This is a genomic window from Acidobacteriota bacterium (assembly GCA_003225175.1).
Classification (GTDB): domain Bacteria; phylum Acidobacteriota; class Terriglobia; order Terriglobales; family Acidobacteriaceae; genus Gp1-AA112.
Genome location: QIBA01000030.1, coordinates 17,380 through 37,729 on the forward strand (window position 1 = coordinate 17,380; position 20,350 = coordinate 37,729).

The 20,350-nt window shown below is 56.3% G+C and carries 15 protein-coding genes; 12 read left to right on the plus strand and 3 right to left on the minus strand.

The window, feature by feature from the left end; genetic code table 11:
• The first annotated feature begins 109 nt into the window (after positions 1-109).
• Complete coding sequence (locus DMG62_02385) at positions 110-2,584, plus strand: endonuclease MutS2 (GenBank protein ID PYY24434.1); 2,475 nt, start codon at positions 110-112, stop codon at positions 2,582-2,584.
• Positions 2,585-2,610: 26 nt separating this feature from the next.
• Positions 2,611-4,518 carry a selenocysteine-specific translation elongation factor gene (gene selB / locus DMG62_02390; protein ID PYY24435.1) on the plus strand — a complete coding sequence of 636 codons (1,908 nt, stop codon included), beginning with the start codon at positions 2,611-2,613 and terminating at the stop codon, positions 4,516-4,518.
• Between the two features lie 216 nt (positions 4,519-4,734).
• Here the strand turns inward: selB and DMG62_02395 are convergent, their stop codons facing one another.
• Positions 4,735-5,907, minus strand: a complete 1,173-nt coding sequence (locus tag DMG62_02395) for a hypothetical protein (GenBank protein PYY24436.1) — start codon at positions 5,905-5,907, stop codon at positions 4,735-4,737.
• Between the two features lie 115 nt (positions 5,908-6,022).
• On the opposite strand from DMG62_02395, the gene DMG62_02400 reads away from it, so the two are divergent.
• The 3 genes from DMG62_02400 (at position 6,023) to DMG62_02410 (ending at position 10,519) form a co-directional block, all read left to right on the plus strand.
• Positions 6,023-8,284 carry a glutamate carboxypeptidase gene (locus tag DMG62_02400; GenBank protein PYY24437.1) on the plus strand — a complete coding sequence of 754 codons (2,262 nt, stop codon included), beginning with the start codon at positions 6,023-6,025 and terminating at the stop codon, positions 8,282-8,284.
• Positions 8,285-8,494: 210 nt separating this feature from the next.
• Positions 8,495-8,704, plus strand: a complete 210-nt coding sequence (locus DMG62_02405) for a hypothetical protein (GenBank protein ID PYY24438.1) — start codon at positions 8,495-8,497, stop codon at positions 8,702-8,704.
• A gap of 249 nt (positions 8,705-8,953) precedes the next feature.
• A complete protein-coding gene (locus DMG62_02410) occupies positions 8,954-10,519 on the plus strand; it encodes a hypothetical protein (GenBank protein PYY24439.1) in 1,566 nt (521 codons plus the stop codon).
• 48 nt (positions 10,520-10,567) lie between these two features.
• Here DMG62_02410 and DMG62_02415 read toward each other — a convergent pair whose 3' ends face one another.
• Entirely contained in the window at positions 10,568-12,037 is a 1,470-nt protein-coding gene (locus DMG62_02415; GenBank protein PYY24440.1) for a thiamine biosynthesis protein ThiC, read from the minus strand.
• A gap of 102 nt (positions 12,038-12,139) precedes the next feature.
• On the opposite strand from DMG62_02415, the gene DMG62_02420 reads away from it, so the two are divergent.
• The 7 genes from DMG62_02420 (at position 12,140) to DMG62_02450 (ending at position 18,965) form a co-directional block, all read left to right on the plus strand.
• Complete coding sequence (locus DMG62_02420) at positions 12,140-12,706, plus strand: cytochrome c biogenesis protein CcmE (GenBank protein PYY24441.1); 567 nt, start codon at positions 12,140-12,142, stop codon at positions 12,704-12,706.
• Between the two features lie 18 nt (positions 12,707-12,724).
• On the plus strand, positions 12,725-13,465 hold the full coding sequence (locus tag DMG62_02425) for an ABC transporter (protein PYY24596.1): 741 nt from the start codon (positions 12,725-12,727) through the stop codon (positions 13,463-13,465).
• Positions 13,462-14,136, plus strand: a complete 675-nt coding sequence (locus DMG62_02430; protein PYY24442.1) for a heme ABC transporter permease CcmB — start codon at positions 13,462-13,464, stop codon at positions 14,134-14,136. The genes DMG62_02425 and DMG62_02430 overlap by 4 nt, the downstream gene beginning before the upstream one ends.
• A 76-nt stretch (positions 14,137-14,212) precedes the next feature.
• Positions 14,213-14,977, plus strand: a complete 765-nt coding sequence (locus DMG62_02435) for a hypothetical protein (GenBank protein PYY24443.1) — start codon at positions 14,213-14,215, stop codon at positions 14,975-14,977.
• Between the two features lie 131 nt (positions 14,978-15,108).
• Positions 15,109-15,822, plus strand: coding sequence for a cytochrome C assembly protein (locus DMG62_02440; protein PYY24444.1), 714 nt, complete (start codon positions 15,109-15,111; stop codon positions 15,820-15,822).
• Between the two features lie 283 nt (positions 15,823-16,105).
• Positions 16,106-17,512 (plus strand): insulinase family protein, encoded by a 1,407-nt coding sequence (locus tag DMG62_02445; protein PYY24445.1) that lies wholly within the window; start codon positions 16,106-16,108, stop codon positions 17,510-17,512.
• A gap of 25 nt (positions 17,513-17,537) precedes the next feature.
• Positions 17,538-18,965 carry an insulinase family protein gene (locus DMG62_02450; protein PYY24446.1) on the plus strand — a complete coding sequence of 476 codons (1,428 nt, stop codon included), beginning with the start codon at positions 17,538-17,540 and terminating at the stop codon, positions 18,963-18,965.
• 194 nt (positions 18,966-19,159) lie between these two features.
• On the opposite strand, the gene DMG62_02455 is transcribed toward DMG62_02450, so the two are convergent.
• On the minus strand, positions 19,160-20,176 hold the full coding sequence (locus DMG62_02455; protein ID PYY24447.1) for a hypothetical protein: 1,017 nt from the start codon (positions 20,174-20,176) through the stop codon (positions 19,160-19,162).
• Positions 20,177-20,350 lie beyond the last annotated feature (174 nt).

Below are 20,350 nucleotides of genomic sequence, written 5' to 3' on the forward strand. Positions count from 1 at the left end.
ACCAGTGAACTCTTTCTGTGACGACAGTTCACTATAGGCATTCACTTTTTTCCACGGCCGGAAGCGTAGGCGCAACCATTGCGACCCCATGCTCTGCCACGCTGGTAGCATGAATTCCATGCCTCACTGGAGCGAGCGACTCCTGGAGTTCGACCGCCTGCGCGAAATTCTGCTGGCCTACTGCGGCTCCGATCCTGGACGGCTGAGAGTTGCCAGCTTGCATCCGGTTACGGATGTCGCGTGGATCCGCCAGCAGCACGAACTCACGGAGGAAGTCCAGCAATTCCTTGATGCTGGCGGAGGCTTTGATTTCCAGGGGCTGACGGATAATCGCAAACTGCTGAAGAAATCCGCCATCAGCGGTGCGGCGCTCGAAATTTCGGAGCTACAGGACGTGCTGCGGCTAGCGGATCGTGCCGATGAATGGCGTGCAATCGCCTTCACTCCGCCGGCCTCGCTGGAGCAAGGCTGGCCGGCAATTCGCCAAGTGTCTGAACGGCTTGCCGACTTTACGCTCCTGCTCCGATTCTTCCGCGGCAAAATCCTTCCCGATGGCACACTCGATGACCGCGCCTCGCCCGAACTCGTACGGCTGCGACGCGAAGTCGAGAAGCAAAAGCGCGAGATCCAGACATCGCTGCACAGCTACTTACGGCACCTTGCCGAGGGCGGGGCGGTACAGGACGAGCTGGTCACAATACGCGGTGAGCGCTTCGTAATCCCTGTGAAGGCGGATCAGAAGCGCCGCGTGAATGGAGTCGTTCACGGCGCCAGTTCCAGTGGACAAACAGTGTTTGTCGAGCCGCTTGAAACCATAGAACAGAACAACGAACTCATGCGCCTCCTCGAGGAAGAGAATGCGGAGGTCCATCGCATTCTGCTTGAGATGACCGCACGCGTCGCCGAACACGCCGAGGCACTGGAGACAGCCCTCGATGTTCTTGCGGAAATTGAGCTGCAGTTTGCCAAAGCGCGCCTTGCTCGCGATTATCAGTGTGTGCGGCCAATGATAGTCAATGTGGATGCGGGCGCCTCGCCCGAGGGCGGCCGCATCCACGTTCGTCTACTTAAGGCGCGCCATCCCGTATTGGAACGCAACCTCAAACTGCGCGGTGCACGCGTGGTTCCGATGTCGCTTCACCTGGAGGGCAACGATCGCCAGCTCATCATCAGCGGACCGAACACAGGTGGTAAGACGGTCGCGCTAAAGACAGTGGGACTGATTGTTCTGATGGTTCAGTCAGGAATTCCCATACCGGCAGATTCGGCCGAACTTCCCGTCTTCGATGCTGTCTTCGCCGACATCGGGGACTACCAATCCATCGAGCAGAACCTATCGACATTCTCTGCGCACGTGAGCAACATCGACATCATCTCGAAAACTGCAACGGCGCAAAGCCTGGTGTTGCTCGACGAGCTTGGTTCGGCAACGGATCCCGAAGAAGGCGCGGCTCTCGCCGTTGCGATCGCAAGGCATTTCCTCGATCTTGGTGCCACCAGCATCATCTCGACACATCACACCGCGCTGAAGGTTTACGCGACCAATACGCCAGGCGTGGTCAACGCTGCCGTTGGGTTTGACGAGAAGACGCTACAGCCTACTTACGAACTGAAAGTCGGGGTTCCGGGTGCCTCGGCAGGTATCAACATCGCCCAGCGCCTGGGATTGAACTCACAAATCATCGCCGCAGCGCGCCAACGTCTAGCGGGACAAACCCAGGACATCGCTCTCTTTCTTGATCAGCTCCACCAGCAGCTCGATGCTATTGAGCGCGAGCGCGCCGAGCTGCGGAGGCGCGAGCAGGAAGTCGCGCGGGAACGAAGTCGCCTGGAATTGGAAGGACTAAAGGAGCAGCGCCATCACGTGCGCGAGCTCGAGAAAAAACTTGAAAACCTGCTGCGCGACTTTGAATACCAGGCTCGCGAAGCAGTGAATGCAGTGCAAGAAAGATCAGCCGCGCAGAAGCTGTCGAAAGATGCCGAGCGCCGCATCACGCGACTACGCCGCGAGTTCAAAGAGCAGTTCGATTCGACGGTTGTTGCACACCGAACGGGTGCAGATCGAGGCGATCCCCATGCTCGTCCGGGAGAAGTGAAGCACGTTGCGGAAGGCGACACCGTACGCCTGAAATCGCTCGGCCGCGATGCAGTTGTAAAGCGCAAGATCGACCAAAACACCTTCGAAGTAGAAGCCGGCATCATGAAGATGCGCGTGCCGCGCTCTGACATCGCAAATGTCGTCAAATCTGCCGCGCTCGAGCGAGCCGAGACTCCCGTCGCTGCCGCGCGAGCTCGCGGGATTTCCATCTCACTGAAAAATGAGAACGACGATCTGACCGTGCCCAGCGAGATCAACGTCATCGGACAAACGGTTGACGATGCCACGCGCGAAGTAGAGAAATTCGTCGATCGCGCCTTTCTGGCCGGCGTGCCTCGGGTGCGCGTAGTCCACGGTAGTGGGATGGGAATCCTACGTAAGGCGCTGCGGCACTTTCTAAAATCCCACCCTCACGTCGCAATGGTCACAGAGCCCCCGCAGAGGGAAGGTGGAGCGGGAGCAACCGTGGTGGAACTGAGGCTCTAGAAGCGCACGAGCATACACTTACCTCAATGAAATCGGTCATCGTCGGCACGGCTGGGCATATTGATCATGGCAAGACTACCTTGGTCAAGGCGCTCACCGGCGTAGATGCAGACAGGCTCGAAGAAGAGAAGCGACGCGGGATCACTATCGATCTCGGCTTTGCCAATCTTGAACTATTGTCGGACTCGGGGGAGAAGCTGCGGCTTGGTTTCGTCGATGTTCCCGGACACGAGCGGTTTGTGCGCAACATGCTTGCCGGAGTTGGCGGCATTGATATTGTGCTGCTGGTGATCGCGGCGGATGAAGGTATCAAGCCACAGACGCGCGAGCACTTCGATATCTGCCGGCTGCTTGCGATACCGCGGGGAATTGTTGTTCTCACAAAATCAGATCTGGTTGATGCTGACACGCTGGAGGTTGTACGACTCGAAATCGAAGACTTCTTACGCGGATCTTTTCTTGATCCGCAAAAAACACCTGTCATCCCCGTCAGCGGCCTCAGCGGCCAGGGTATCGATCAACTCACGCGCGAGCTGGCGCGTATGGCTTCCGAAATCGGGACAAAAAATGCCGGCGCTCTTCCTCGGTTGCCGATTGATCGCGCATTCGTGATGAAGGGATTTGGCGCCGTAGTTACGGGCACGCTGATTGCCGGTACCATCCAGCGCGAGCAGGAGCTCGAGCTTCAGCCCTCGGGCAAGCGCGCGCGAGTTCGGGGCATCCAGGTGCATGGCATGTCCACTCATCAAGCTCGTGCAGGCGAGCGTACCGCGATCAACTTGGCAGGAGTTGCAGTTGAGGAACTTGCGCGCGGCATGATGCTCAGCCAGCCTGGCGCTCTGCAACCAACGCGGCAGATCGATGTGCGCCTGCAGTTGCTTTGCGACGTCCGCCCTCTGAAAAATCTATCGCGAGTGCATTTGCACTGCTTTGCTTCGGAAACAGTTGCCCAAGTTCGCCTGCTTGGAGACAAGGAGATCGAGCCCGGAAGCAGTACTCTCGCGCAACTGCGCACAGCCGAACCTCTCCTGCTTATTCCAGGTGATCGCTTCATCATTCGCCAATTCTCTCCAATGATCACGATAGGCGGAGGAACCGTGCTGGATTCGTTTCCACTGCCACGCAGCACAAAACAACTGGTTGCCGCTCGAGATTTCTTGGCCGAGCTTGAACGCGCTGACCTGAGCGGAGCGATCGCGTTGCGCACGCAGCGCCGGAACGCGGGAGGCCTGCGTCATCAGGATGCAGTGCGAGAGACAGGCCGTACAGGACACGAAATCGATCTGCAGGCCAAGGCGCTCATCGAGAACGGAAAACTGCTGGCTGCTGGGGATGTGCTCATTGCAAAGGGTGCAGCGCTGGACGCTGCCATGAAACTGCTTTCAGAATTAGAGAAGTTTCAAAAAGGGAATCCTCTTGCGGGAGGGATGGGCAAGGAAACTCTTCGCGAAAAGCTGGATCTCGGCCAAGCGGTATTCTCCTTTCTGCTCACACAGCTCGCCGCAGGGAAGAAGATCGATATCCTGGGGGAGCAAGTGCGGCTCGCGGGACGGGGGGTCACGATGACCACGGACGAGGAGCGGGCCCGCAACGCTATCGAGCAAGCGTTTTCGACGGCCGGATTAAAGGTTCCGCTGCTCAAGGACGTGCTGGGTTCACTTTCAATTGACCGCGCGCGTAGCCAGAAGATCATGACACTTCTGCTGCGTGAAGGCGTGTTGGTAAAGCTCGGGGATGAGCTCGTCTTTCATCGCGCGGCGTTGGAGCAACTGCGACGATTGGTCGCTGCAGAAAAATCACGAACTCCTAACTTGGACGTTGGACGTTTCAAAGATCTGATCGGCGTGACTCGCAAGCACGCCATTCCCTTGCTTGAGTATCTCGATCGCGAGCGGGTCACACGTAGGGTCGGCGACTTGAGGGAGATTCTATAGCTCGATTCCATGGGATTTTCGGTCGGGTGCAGAAAAATTGTCAATCCAGTTCGACGAGGGCAGGCCTCCTTACAGCTTATTCAAAACATTCTGGGCTGCGACACAGCCCAGTGCTTTGTTAAAGCTTGGTTTGCCGAGCGCGGGCCGGGTCCAGCGGACGCCGACGTTGCGGCTGATGTAAAAACGGGTCGTTGAGCTCCGTTTTTGGAACTGGAATCAAAAGGCCAACACCTGGTTCGGCACCGCCGTATCGGGAGTGAAGGGTGAGCCCGTCACCTGCGTAAGCGTTCCGTCTGTCGCAATTGCAAAGACCTGGATTGAACCGGTGTTGCTGCTTGCGTTACTGGTGACGATGAGGAACCTACCCAGCGCGGCGCCTGCGGCAGACACCGGTCTCGCCCCGACGGCATACGGCGAGCCCTTGAGTTCAGTCAATTGTCCAGTCGCACTGTTCAACGCGAATGCTGAAACACTATTGGAGGTCTGATTTACCACGTACAGCGCTCCCTGCGAGAAAACCGCGTTCACCGCGGTCGTGCCTACTGGAGTGGGCGAGCTAGTCACCTCACTCAGCGCTCCGGTCAATGAGACAGAAAAGACTGAGACGCTTCCGGTACCCACGTTGCCTCCCAGATTGACTCCGAAGAGGAAGTTGCCGCTGCTGTCAAAGGTGAGATAGAAGGGCGAGCCCTGCTTGGGAATGGTGGTCGTGAGCGGAGTTAAACCACCGGTTGTGCCGATCGCGAAAGAGCTAATAACGTTGCTAGTCGGGTTCGAGGTGTACAGGAAAGATCCATTTGGAGATATCGCCAGACCGGCTTCCCCGGAGGAGCTCAGCGAAACCGGAAATCCAGTCAGAAGAGCCAGCGCTCCGGTGCTGGAGTTGAAGCTGTAACCGAAAATTTGTCCTGGAGTACCGCTCAGCGTGTACGCAAACCTTCCATTGGGATGCATTACCATCCGCACAGAATTTCCGGGAGTACTAAAAGGGGACCCGGTCACAGCCGACAGGGCAGCCGTGGAGCTATTAATGCTGAACACCGAGATTGATGTAGACGCGGAGTTTGCAACCAGCAGGAACTTCTTTGCCGGGTCCGTTGCCATTGAGTCGGGGGAGGAGCCGCCCGTAGTCACAGGAGAACCTGTTGTTCGCTGCAAAGCTCCGGAAGTTTCATTGAGCTGATATACAGAAACGTTTCCGGCACTGTTGTTGGTCACGTATACCGGTGATCCACTCTGGGCGCCACCGCCGCCCGTGCTTTTGGGAGTGCCTGGTCCTCCGCCTGCGCCACAAGCCACGTTGCCAACGCACAGAGCCAGGACGCTCAAGTTAAGTAACCTCGCTACTCTCATCAGCCCGACCTCTCTATTCGCAGTTAACTCGCTCATCTTACTGCGATACCCTCCGGCCTATAAGTGAAGACCCGGCTTGGAATCGGCCTTACAAACACCGATAAAGCAAGGCCAGATTACCATCGTTAATCGTTCTTCTTTGCGGTGAATCATGTGCCAGGTTAAACTTCCCATAATGGGATTCACGCATCATATCTCAGTCTTCTTGTATGTTAGTCTCTTGGTTCCCAAACTTGCCAGGAGTCTGCGCTTGCCCCCAATTCGCCGCCGGTCCTGCTTCTCCATATTTGCTGTGCTGGTTTTGACAGGCTTTAGTCAGGGACCACGCGCCGGGGCTGACGATCAGGTCTTCGGGTTCCGCGACTTCTCGCGCCAGGCGGAGATCGATCGCAGGTTCAATCAATCTCCCGACACGAAGCTAGCTGAGGAGCATCTCCGCATCCTTACGCAGGCACCACACGTGGCGGGCTCTCCAGAAGATCGCAAGACGGCAGAGTATGTTGCGCAGAAGTTTCGTGAGGCTGGCCTGGATACGCAAATCGTCGAATACAAGGTCCTGCTCTCCTTTCCGGAAGAGATAAGCGTCGATGTCATCGCCCCCGCGGACGTGAAGATGCATGGACCGAGCCGGGAGCATGTTGATGACGATCCTTACCAGGACGATCCCCGCGTACTGCCGCCCTACAATGCATACTCGCCGTCGGGAGATGCCGAGGCGGAAGTCGTTTACGTGAACTTTGGCAGTCCTCAGGACTACAAACAGCTCGAGGCCATGAAAGTCGACGTGCGTAGCAAGATCGTTATGGTCCGTTACGGCGGAAATTATCGCGGAGTAAAGAGCCTCGTAGCGCAAGAGCACGGAGCTGCGGGCGTGATTATCTACTCCGACCCAATTGACGATGGTTTCTATCGTGGCGACATGTATCCCAAGGGCCCATTCCGTCCTGCAACCGGCGTGCAGCGCGGCTCCGTGGATTACACCTTCAAATATGCGGGTGATCCGACTACGCTGGGAATCGCATCGCTGCCGAGCCTTCCCGATTCGCAACGCACATCGCCGGCGATGGCAGCCGATCTGCCGAAGCTTGTGACCATGCCGATGTCATACGCCGATGCGGCGCCCATCATGCAGAACCTCGGCGGGCCAGAGTCTCCTCGAGAATGGCAAGGCGCGATGCCATTTACCTATCACGCCGGCCCTGGACCCGTGCGTGTGAAGATGCACCTGAAGATGACCGCTCCGTACAAAATCATTTGGGATGTGGTGGGAACGGTGCGGGGCTCGGAGTTTCCTGATGAGTGGGTAATCGGAGGCAATCATCGTGATGCCTGGGTGTACGGCGCGGTGGATCCGAACAGCGGCACCGCGGCCATGCTCGAGGCGGTACATGGAGTTGGCGATCTGCTGAAGTCAGGGTGGAAGCCAAAGCGGACCATGGTCTTCTGCAGCTGGGACGGCGAAGAAGAAGGCATGATCGGCTCCACCGAATGGGGCGAGCAGCACGCGCAGGAGCTTCAACATGCGGTTGCCTATCTCAACATGGACGTGGGAGTCGCTGGTCCCAATTTCGGGGCAAGCGCTGTTCCCGCTTTGAAACAGTTTGTGCGCGATGCCACCAAGCAGGTGGCGAGTCCAAAAGGCGGCACCGTATACCAGGCTTGGAAAGATACGCGGGAACGCGAAAGAGCAAAGAACATCTCTCCCGATTTGGGAGGATCGCAAAATCGTCCACCTGCCGCCAAGATCGACAATGACGTGGAAGTCGGCGACCTCGGCAGCGGGTCAGACTACTCGGTTTTCCTGCAGCACCTCGGAGTTCCCGCCACCGATATAGGTTCGGGCGGTCCTTACGGCGTGTATCACTCAGTCTTCGACAACTTCGCATGGTTCAAGAAGTTCGGCGATCCCGAATTCAAATATGAACAGCAAATGGCTCGGGTCTTTGGGATAGAGATGCTGCACCTGGCAGCAGCCGATTATCTGCCGGAAGACTACGAACTGTACGGTCGCGAGATCGTGAGCTATGTGCAGCAAGCCGAGAGCAAGGCCAAGCAGACCTTCGGCGAACGATCACCATCGTTTGCCGATGCCCTGATTGCCGCACAGCGATTTCAGAAAGCTGGAAGCCAGATTCGCCAGGCGCAGAGCTCAGCGACCCGCTATCTGGCGAGGCTGAACCGGACTCTTATGGAAGCCGAAAGGGCTCTGCTGATTGACCAGGGATTGCCAGGTCGTCCATGGTTTCGACACGTTATTTATGCTCCGGGAGAATACACAGGCTATGCGGCTGTTGTGATTCCGGGCGTGAACGAAGCCATTGAGGCCAGGAACGCTACGACAACCAGCGCGCAGCTCGGTGTTCTTTCTGCCGCGTTGAATCGTGCTGCTGGCGTGCTGGAAGGTTATCGCTAGTCCCCAGAAAAACGGAGTGCCCGGGGCGATTTCGGCTCGGAATGAGAGTTTCATCGTCAATTGAGGCTCTTTCCAGATCAGACCTTCTACAGGCGCATCAATGTGACCTTAGTCAGACCCATCTTGTACCTTCGAGTTAGATTCAAGACTCCGACTAAGGCTTTCGTAGGATAGGCGCGACGGGAGTGCACCTTCTACATTCAAACCAATATGACCACCGCCACCGCCGTCTCGCAATTTCTGGAAGCTCACGATCGCTATCTTGCCTTGGACAACGCCCGCACCTCCTGCACTCGTCCCGTAGAACGAGAGCAGATGCATATTGAGATCCTCAAGGCCTATTTAGAAGTTCAGTACCGGGCGAAGATGATCGCAGGCATGCAGTACGCTGACGGCAATAATTACGCCGAAGTCAATTAGGACTTCCGAGCTTATCAGCATCTCCCTTTTGCCGGATCCTGCAATGCTCTTGCCCTATTCCCGCTTCCCTCTCTACACGCACTTGTCTCTAAAGGGACTTGTCTTCCGCCCGCCGCAACTACCGCTTTAACTTAGAGTTCATGCGAGAGACGACCTAAGCGCCCAGAGTTGCATCTAAAGAGATGCGCCGCTCCGTCGAAAACTTTGGGGGGGATTTCTCTCCTCGTTCCTAACGAAAGGCCACGTTTTATGATGGCGTCCTTTAGTCCGGACGATAACTCTTCCAAGCCGAAGGACGCTTCGGAAGCGAGCGGCTTCATATACGACCACGCCAACGCTCCAGCGCCCGCTGAATCAGGCTACGTTCCCGAACGCGAGTTCGTGCTTATGCCGCTCTTTCGGCGCTTTGGCGAAATGCTGGGAATTCGCCGAGAACCGGAGCCTGAATATATCTATCAGGGAGAGGAGCTGGCTCCGGAGACACTGCATCAACCAGAGCCACAGCATCGATCCGATCTTGGCGATAACGAAACCAGCTGCGCCCGTGAAGAGACCGTCCCCGCCGAACCGAAATTTGCTGCGGTGGACCAGCAGCTGGAACCCGTAAATCAATTCCACGAGCAGAAGGTAGCAGAGCCGCTGCCCAGTGTCGCTCCCGCAGTTCCCGAGCCTATAGTCTTCGAAACAGCTGCCACAGAACCCGAATCTCCAGTGCTCGAATCGCCAGCGGAGGCAACAGGCTCGCATTTCGAAGCGCCTGCGCGGCAACCCATCATCCCGCCGCTAACTCCTGTCGAGTACGAACAAGCTGCAGGTTACGAATCTATTGCTGATGAAATCGAGGCACCTGTCGCGCACTTTGAGGAGGCTCACGAGCATCCGTCTACGGGAGAGGACCTAATTGCGGAAACGCCGATGGCCATGGCCGAAGTAGCGCAAGCAAGTTCAGCGGCTGCGCAAAAGACTCAAGCCCAAAAGACGCCTGCTCGGCGCCCAGACGAGCTCGACGAGGCGATTGCTATGTTGCGCGAAGCCGGTTCAAAGATCTCTGCCGCGGTTTCAGAGGCAATCGAGTGGCTGAGCGCTAAGGAGAATGAGCTCGTACTGAAGGCAGAACGGTCGCTGGGTCCTGCTCCAAAGACCAGACGAGTTGCATCATCCTCAGCTGCTCGGAGTACGAGAACAAATCGCATTCAGAGACGGTCTTCCAGCCCAGCGGTTGCGGCCAGCGACTCAGAGAGAATTCCTGAATCTGAAGCCGACCCGAAATGGGAACCGTTGGCCTTTCCCAGCCTGCAGCGCGAAGTCGCCTGGAAAGAACAAGGTGGGCCTGCCTTGGCGGAGCAGCCGGAGGCTCGGCCGATGCGTCAGGCGACAAATCAGCCTCCTGTGCCTCGCCCGACTTTGGTGCACTCCAGTTCTAAAGTTCCATTTTGGAAACGCTTCAATTGGGCGGGACAATTCACTCCCAAGCGTGTCGCAGTACTGGGCGGACTCACGATGGCCATACTCCTGGTGCTTGGCGTGTCGCTCGCGCGCAGGCCAGCGTCTGAGGTTTTGCCGCCTCAACCTCGACCGATTCAGCCGAGGGGAGTAACGGTTACTACATACCCTGTAACGAATCCGCACGCCTCACAGCCACACCGGACGCCTGCTCCCGCACAGCATGCAGTTGCGCCACGAACTCAGCGCGCGTCACGCGCAGCCAAACACGATGAGGAGCCGGAAGTGGTAACGCACTACTACAAAGCCAAACCGTCACCCTCGAAGCAAGCCACGGTGGCTGGCGTAAAACATTATTCGGACATGGAATAGCAGGTTTTCTGTCTAAACAGAGACTCAGCATGCTGACTCTCTATCGATTCACGAGCCTGACCGGCCCAGTTTTACAAGGTTCTCATGCATGAGGCTCGTGAGATCTTGCTTTTCCAAGCCGTGGACGCGCTTGTTGAAGTCATCCACCTTGCTCGAGTAATTCATCGAGCAAAACTTCGGACCGCACATTGAGCAGAATCCAGCTTCCTTGTAGTAATCGTCGGGTAGTGTCTCGTCATGCATGGACCGTGCCGTTTCAGGATCGAGTGAGAGTTCGAACTGCTTGTTCCAATCGAAGGTGTAGCGAGCGTAGCTGATAGCGTCGTCGCGATCGCGTGCGCCGGGACGATGCCTGGCGACATCGGCGGCGTGAGCAGCAATCTTGTAGGCGATGATGCCATCTTTCACATCTTTATCGTTTGGCAGGCCGAGGTGCTCTTTCGGAGTGACATAGCAGAGCATCGAGGCGCCGTGCCACCCGATCATGGCGGCGCCGATCGCGCTGGTGATGTGATCGTAGCCGGGAGCGATGTCCGTCACCAGTGGCCCGAGTGTGTAGAACGGCGCTCCGTAGCAAAGCTCGACTTCTTTATCGATCTGTTCCTTGATCTTGTCCATGGGCACATGACCTGGACCTTCGATCATCACCTGTACATCTTGCTCCCAAGCCTTTTTCGTGAGCTCTCCAAGAGTCGCCAGTTCGGAGAATTGCGCTTCGTCGCTCGCGTCGGCAATGCATCCAGGACGCAGGCCATCGCCCAGTGAGTAAGAGACGTCGTACTTGGCCATGATCTTCGTGATGTCGTCGAAGCGTTCGTAGAGGAAGTTTTGCTTATGATGGTGCGCCATCCACTGCGCGAGAATCGCTCCGCCGCGGCTCACGATGCCGGTGATACGCTTTGAGACCATCGGCAGGTACTGAATCAGAACGCCGGCGTGCACCGTCATGTAATCGACACCTTGCGCGGCCTGCTCCTCAACTACTTCGAGGTAAATCTCGGGCGTAAGGTCTTCGATCCGCTTCACCCGGCTGATGGCTTCGTAAATCGGAACCGTGCCGATGGGCACCGGTGAGTGGCGCAGAATCGCTTCGCGAATCTCGGGAATATCACCGCCGGTGCTCAGGTCCATCACAGTATCGGCACCGAAGTGCACGGCAGTGTGGAGCTTCTTGAGTTCTTCGTCAACATTCGACGTCACGGCGGAATTGCCAATATTGGCGTTGATCTTGCACAAGGAGGCCACGCCGATGGCCATCGGTTCGAGCTCAGGATGATTGATGTTGGCGGGAATGATCATGCGACCGCCAGCGACTTCGTCGCGAACTAGCTCGGGCGTGAGCTTCTCCTTTCGCGCGACATACTCCATCTCTTCGGTAATCATGCCGAGACGGGCGTAATGCATCTGCGAGAAATTTTGATCACCGCTTCGAGCAGCTTGCTGGTGCCGCTTACTCAGCCATTCAGCACGTGGCTTCGGGACTTCGTAGCTCGTCTTCTGAACATCCTGTGTGCTCATCCATTGCCTCTTTCTGAGGAAAAATTATACGCACCCCAGAGGCGAACACCCATTCGACTGCGCTCAGGGCAGGCTCCGGTCACAAAGAGAAACGCGGAGGTCATGAAGTACAAAGCCGATCTTTGTGACCTCCTGTTTCAGCTTGGTCCCGTTCGTGTCCGCCTTTATTCCTTGACCACGCTATGCACCGGGAATACTCTTTTAAACGTGCCTTCTACGGGTAGATACCTTCGTTTTGGCATCGCGATCCTCGTGATCGTTGGCGCGATGTCGTATCTCGCGTTTACCGGCATTCAGGAGAGCAAGAGCTACTACGTCACTATCAAAGAGCTGCAAGGAATGGGTGACCAGGCACATGCCAAGCGGCTGCGCATCGCGGGGCTGGTTGTTCCAGGCAGCATTCGCCGGCAAGGTACAGGAGCTGATTTCCAGATCGATGAGCAGGGACTGAAGCTGCAGGTTGCGTATCGCGGCACTGAACCACCTCCCGACACATTCAAGGACAACGCGCAAGCTCTGGTCGAAGGCTCGTACGGAAAAGATGGCGTGTTCCACGCCAAGCAGATTCAGGCAAAATGCGCCTCCAAATACGCTCCGGCAGCGAACCAGACCGGAACGGCTGAGATGCCGGCAGCCAAGCCCACAGCAGCAAGTCAGAATGCCAACTGACGATTGACTGATTCCGAAATCCATTCCGCTTCGTTTTCCCAATCTGAACCGACCCATTTTGATCCTGCTCACTCTGAACCTGCGGTGGTTTTGCAAGGCATAAGCAAGCTTTTTGGGCGCTTCGCCGCGCTCCACGATCTAAGCCTCTCTCTTCCTGCGGGACGGGTATATGGTTTGCTCGGCGAAAACGGCGCAGGCAAAAGTACGCTGCTCCGAATCATCGCTGGACTCGCACGTCCATCCCGCGGCAGCGTTCGCGTCCTCGGCAGCTCCGACGTGCGTTCGGTTGGCGCGCGCATCGGCTACATGGCTCATGCGATCCTCCTCTACGACGACCTCTCGGCGCGAGAGAACCTTGATTATTTTCGCGGGCTCTATCCCGCCGACCGCACGGCCGGCGTTGTTGAACTGCTGGGGCAAGTTGGGCTGGCAAATGTGGATAGCCGTCGGCGTGTCGGGCAATACTCCCAGGGAATGAAGCAGCGCCTGGCGCTCGCGCGTGCCATGCTCGCAACTCCGGATCTCCTGTTGCTCGATGAGCCGTTCTCAAATGTCGACTCTGTTTCGACCACAGCGATGTCGACACTTCTTGGAACGCTGCGCGATCGCGGCGCGACTCTGATCGTCGTCACACATCAGCTCGAAGCCCTGGCGCGAGTGGCGGACGAGTGGATTACCTTGCACGCCGGAACTATCGTCAAGCATGAAGCCGCTCACAATCGTTCTCCCTTAAGCGCCGGGCGAGGAGGCGAGCGATGAACCTGGCACGCACGGTGGCGTTGCATTTGCGAAAAGACATGCGCCTCGAGTGGCGCTCGAAGGACGCAGCAAATTCGATGTTGTTCTTCGCACTGCTGGTGGTAGTCGTGTTCGCATTCGCCTTCGATCCGCTGATGGAGGACTCTCGCCAAATCAGCGGCGGAATTGCGTGGGTGGCGCTGATGTTTTCGACCATCGTTGCTCTGAACCAGAGCTGGGCACGGGAACTGCGCAACAGCGTCCTGGACGCGCTTCGCCTTGCACCTGCGCCGCCTAATGGTCTCTTTTTGGGAAAGGTGATCGCCAACTTCCTATTTGTCACCATCGTCGAGATTCCCATGTCCCTCCTCTTCGTCGTGTTCTACAACCTCCGCGTGATTGGCTCGTTGGCGCAGCTCGCGCTGGTAGTTGCTCTGGGAACTTGGGCCCTGGTGGTGAATGGAACATTCTTCTCGGCGCTCTCAATTCGCACACGCAATCGCGAGCTCATGCTGCCCCTCATCCTGCTTCCCATATCGCTGCCAGCACTTCTGGGCATGGTGGTGGCTACGACAAACATCCTGAGTGGAGACAGCTCGCCGGTTTTTGGCATCAAGCTTGTGGCGGTTTACGACGTCGTCTTCACCACGGTCTCGCTACTGCTCTTCGAGGCGGTGCTCGGGGCGGAGTGATCGATCAAATTTAGGCGTTACCGCCTGATTGACATACGCCTGCGTTTTGATAACATCGCGCGCGCAGGAGGTGTGTATGGCTGGATTTCTGGCTCTCGCCTACGGAATGATTGCATACCTGATCTTCTTCGTCACGTTTCTCTATGCAATCGGATTTGTCGCCAACATTGGCGTTCCCAAGTCAATCGATTCCGGAATGCCTGGATCCCCGATTCAGGCGCTGATCGTGAATTGTGTCCTGCTGAGTTTGTTTGCGATTCAGCACAGCGTAATGGCGCGCCAGGGATTCAAGCGCGTGTGGATGAAGATCATCCCTCCCGCGATTGAGCGCAGCACTTTTGTGCTCGTGGCTAGCCTGATTCTCGATCTCATGTACTGGAAGTGGCAGCCGATTAAGAGCATCGTGTGGCATACCACGAATCGCGCGGCCGTCGACGGACTCTATGTGCTGTCTGGGCTGGGATGGGGAGTGGTTTTGATTGGCACGTGCCTGATTAGCCATTTTGGCTTGTTTGGAATGGATCAGGTTTACTCTTATTTCCGCGGGAAGGAATACCGTCACCCGGATTTTTCTTCGCCCTCGATGTATCGCTTTGTTCGACATCCCATTTATTTGGGCTTCGTCCTTGCCTTCTGGTCCACGCCGGTGATGACCGCAGGGCATCTGCTCTTTTCGATTGCCACTACGGGATACATTCTCGTCGGCATTTACTTCGAGGAGCGCGACTTGGTGAGCTTATTTGGAGACAGGTACCGCGAATATCGGCAGCGTGTTCCGATGCTGATTCCGTTTACAGGCCGTAAGCAGGAGATCAAGGCGAAGGCGGTTGGGCAGCCGTAACAGCAAAAGCCCGGGGCGAACGCGAAGGTCACAGAGGACTTGTTCGTGACGTTAAGTTTTTATTCGTGACCTTCATCTTCGCTCCGGGAAATCGACACTCGTGGCCCGCCTGTGGAGTACACTTCGCCTAGATGAACCGCGCAGCTTTCACCCTTAGCGCAATTCTCGTGGCGCTTCTGTTGTCCTATGGATTGCATGAAGCACTCAACGTTGCACCCACGGAAGCTACGATGGGCAACGTTCAGCGGATCTTCTATTACCACGTGCCCTCGTACGCAGCTGCGTTCACGATGTTTGCGGTGAACTTGCTTGCCTCTATCTTCTATCTGGCGCGGCGAAGGACAGCATCTGCCGCCGCTGCGGACGCGGTCGCGGTCTCGGCGGCGGAATTGGGCGTGCTTTTTTGTTCCGTCGGGCTCATGACCGGAATGCTTTGGGCCAAGCCCGTTTGGGGAATCTGGTGGACTTGGGATGCACGGCTCACGAGCACATTCGTACTCTGGCTGATTTATGTCAGCTATCTCATGTTGCGCAGGCTGTCAGAAGGCGGTCAGGCGCCGACGCTTGCGGCAGCGCTGGCTATCTTTGGATTCGTGGATGTCCCGATCGTGTACATGTCCATCCGTTGGTGGCGTACACAACATCCTCAGCCAGTGATCTTTGGCGAGCAGAACTCTGGACTTGATCGCTCTATGCTGCCGGCATTGCTCATTAATCTCGCGGCCTTCATCTGTTATGGAGCCCTGCTGTTCTGGGTGCGCTACAAACTAGAACGCGCACGCCAGGAACTGCGGGACACGCAGGCAGTGCACTCGCTGGAATTGGCCCGAGCGGAGGCTCGCTAATGGACACGGTACGGAGCCTTCAACATCTGCACGCCGCGTACATCCTTACGTGGTGCGTTCATCTGGGATACGTAATCTATCTGGTAAGAGGCTTCGTCCAGCTAAAGCGGGAGGCGACGGAGTTAAGGAAGTCATCTTAAGAAGTACCGATGGCCATGCCTATGCCACTAGTTATCGCTAACTAAGTGCTTTCTGTCCCGTCTATCTTGCAACTCTTTCTGTGCCCATTTAGCTTGGTCTTATTACCCAGAATTGCAACCCATTCCATTTCAGTGAGGTATCCATGCGGACTTTTTTGCGCGCCGTCGCAGTGTTCTCGCTAGTACTGCCAGTGACTTTCGTGGCGTTGGCAGCTCCGCCCGACGCAGCTTCCAACAGCTTTTCGGTCCCGGTCGTGTACTACAAATTGACGAACGGTCTACGCATTGTGCTTTCGCCAGATCACTCTGCTCCGACTGTCGCCGTTGCGGTTTACTACCGCATCGGCTTTCGGGTTGAGCCGAAAGATCGCACCGGATTCGCTCATCTGTTCGAGCACATGATGTTCCAGGGCTCACAGAACCTCGGCAAGATGGAGATGATCAAGCTGGTGCAGCAGAACGGCGGAACGCTGAATGGGTCCACCCGCTTCGACTTCACCAATTACTTCGAGATCGTGCCCGCCAACAAGCTAGAGACGATGCTCTGGGCGGAAGCGGATCGCATGCGCGGACTCGCCGTCAATGAAGACAATCTCAAGAACCAGCAGGGCGTAGTCGGGAATGAGGTGAAGGTCAACGTGCTTAACCGCCCTTATGGCGGATTCCCGTGGCTCGACATGCCGCAGTATGCCAACACCAATTGGTATAACGCGCACAACTTCTATGGTGACTTGAGGGATATCGAAGCCGCCACGCTTCCCGATGTCCAGCAGTTCTTCAAGACCTATTACGCTCCGAACAACGCAGCCTTGGCGATTGTGGGCGATTTCGATACTGCTGAGGCGCGCAAGCTGATCGAGAAGTACTTCGCTGGGATTGCCTCTGTTGCTCAGCCAAAAGAGCCTGATCTCACTGAGCCTCGTCAAGAACAAGAAAAGCGGGCCTCGAAACCGGATACTCAGGCAAAGCGTCCTGCATTAGCTGTGGCGTATCACATGCCTGCTCGCAATACTCCCGAGTACTATGCGATGGGGTTGATCGATCAGATTTTGCTGGAGGGAGACGACAGCCGTCTTTATGAGGAGCTGGTGCAGACGCGCGGCATCACGGGCGGACTAGAAGGTGGAATCAACCTTATCGGGAACATGTACAACTACAATGGCCCCATGCTGTGGATCATGGACCTTTACCATGACAACAATGTGAAAGACGAAGACATTCTGGCTGCCATCGATTCCGTGATCGAGCCGCTGCGCACGAAGCCAGTGGATCAAAAGACGCTCGATCGCGCACTGGTAAAGATACGCTCAGATTTTTACGATCAGGTCAGCCAGTTCAATGGATTCGGGCGCGCCGACATGCTCGCCAGCTTCGCCCTGTTCGATGACAATCCGCAACGGATCAACGACATCGAATCCCAATTCCGGAAGGTCACTCCAACGCTGATCCAGAAAACTGCGCAGGAGTATCTGCGGCCTACGAACCGCACGATCCTGACTATCGAACCGAAGGCCGGCGAGAACACGCAGGCGGCCAAGTCGGGAAATTGAGATCGGGAGCACAAGGAGACAGATTATGAAAAATCGATTGATTGCCATCGCATGCATGATGTTCCTGGCTCTCGGATGGAGCCTTCCTTCGGCTGCACAGGATGCCGCCGGTACCGCGCAAGCGGCGCGAGTAAAGAAGCAAAGCCCGCCGCCGGGAAGTGTGCCGAAGCCGTTCCTCGTTCCGCAGACAGAGAAACTCACTCTGCCCAATGGACTTCAGGCGACGCTGGTTCCCTACGGCGCGGTTCCCAAGGTGCAGATCACGCTGAGCTTAAGGGTCGGCAACTTGAACGAAGCTGAGAACCAGATTTGGCTCGCCGATCTGCTGGCAAGCCTTGTGAAGGAAGGGACGACCTCGCGCTCCGCGCAGCAGGTGGCACAAGAGGCTGCGTCGATGGGAGGCTCGGTGGATGTGAATGTCGGCGCCGACCTGACCCATATCGCAGCCGACGTGCTCTCCGAATACGGGCCCAAAATGGTAGGACTCTTGGCCGATGTGGCCATGCATCCGCTGCTGCCGGCGTCAGAGATCGACCGTCTGAAGAAAGACCAGCTGAGAAATCTGACGATCCAGAAATCTCAGCCCCAACCAATAGCACTCGAGCAGTTTCGGAGAGCGCTGTATCCAAATCATCCGTATGGCCGTGTGTTTCCGACGGAGCAGATGATCCAGAGATACACGATCGAGGATGTTCAGAAATTCTACAAAGACAACTTCGGCGCGGCGCGGACGCATATTTACGTTGCAGGAAAATTTGACGCTCCCGCGATCAAGAAGGCCATCACCGAAGCTTTTTCCTCGTGGCAGCATGGTCCGGATCCGTTCATCGATATTCCTAAACCGATAACCAAACACGAGCTGGAGTTGGTCGATCGCCCAGGTGCGGTGCAGTCCACGCTTTATATTGGATTGCCAACCATTGATCCCAGTAATCCAGACTACATCCCGCTTCAGGTGATGAATTCACTTCTGGGAGGCTCACTTGGATCGCGCATAACCTCCAACATTCGCGAGCAGAAGGGATACACCTACTCACCAAACAGCCAGCTCTCCGCGCGCTATCGCGACGCTTATTGGCTGCAGGTTGCGGATGTAACCGAGCAGCACACTGGCGATTCGATTAAGGAGATCCTGTATGAGATCGACCGCCTGCAGAAAGAAGCTCCTGGAGACGCTGAGCTCACAGGAATTAAGAACTATCTCGCGGGCGTCTTCGTGTTGCGGAATTCAAGCAGGGCGGGACTCATCGTCCAACTTGAATTCGTGGATCTGCATAAGCTCGGCGACGATTACGTGAATACTTACGTACAGACGGTATACGCTGTGACTCCGCAACAAGTCCAGCAGGCTGCGCAGAAATACATCAATGCGGAGAAGCTAACGATGGTGGTTGTTGGAGACAAGCAGAAAGTGTCCGAGCAGGTGGCTGCTTATCAGAGCAGTGGGATGTAGAGCTTCGCGCTGCTCCATTAGCACTGTAATAGTGAGTACTCTTTCGGCGGAAGATCTCCCGCGGTTCATCGCACTAATTTCCTGGCTCTTTCACCAAGAACTTGGGCCAAAGAGTTGAGGCACAGCGTTAGAGTCCGAGATTTCGGGGGAGATCCTTCGCAGGGGCTCAGGATGAGATTAAGATTGCGACACCATCACAATCTTCCTAATTCCCCAATCCTCTTCTCCACCACCTCCGAGTAGCTCATCACGTCTTTATCGGAATATCCCGCCGCACGGAATGCGTCCTGAATCTGTTCCGGCTTGAGCTGCGCAAGTAAACTAGCGATCCACTTAGCATCCTGAATGGGAATGTTGCGCCCGATCCACCGCAGTTTCATGCGGGTTACAAAATTGGGAATGGAGAAAATGCCGAGCAGGCCGATCACAGTCGAGTGCGCCGGCGAAGTGAAGTCGATCGTATCTTTATGAACATGCGAGATGAACTTCGACTTCCTGTATAGATCGAGGGAGCCTTTGCCACGTCCGGGCCCTAAACGGTATCCAATGCTGCCAAAAGACGCGCCCAAATCGGTAACGATGTAAATGTCCCTGCCGGTGCGCTCGTCTTTATAAATCGCGTTGTTCTCGTCCTTGGGGTCCCAGTTATTGAAGAGTGACATCATCACGCGCAGTCCATTGAACTCGCGCGTGCCGCTGAAAGGGTTCCTTTCCCAGCTCCAGGGATCTTCCTTCTCGCGGTGCTTGGGATGACGCTTCATGCGCGCGTCCTTCACCAGCCCTCCGGGCTCTATAAAATTCTGACCGCGCTGCAGATGCGGAGGAAGATTCTTGACCTGGAGTTCCGGAAGAAGGTAGTCGTTCTCGGTAAAGTAGCCAACTGCCCATAACAAGCGAGTCGCAGCCGTTTCCGGGCGAGCTTCCACTCCCAACTTTACCTTCCATTTCTCGCCGTCTTGATCCCGAGCATCAAATTTGGGATTTGAGCCTTTCCTATCTTCCTTCTCGAAGACAACGGGAGGACGTGGCCGGCCTTTCTCCCCGCCGGAGCCATATCGCAGATTACGGGAACTGATGTCCCCAGGGTCCTTCCAAATGAGTGGGGGTTGGCCCTGACTGGATTCCCGTGGCTTGGTTTGCGCAGGACCGCTGGTGGACGAAATAACCAGCAGGCAGAGGAATATCGAACCGCTAATGGGTACCCTGCGCATGGCTGCTTAACTGCCGACTCTTTAGATAGGCAGAGCACTTGATTAGGCTGCTTAGAACGTGATTTGGGCGCCGTCCGCACCTCAGTAAACGCAACAGCGGCGATTGTTAGAGAAACCCCGCCTCGCCCGGGTTTTTGCTTCTCAGGTTAGCGACTCCAGGAATTGAGATTTCCG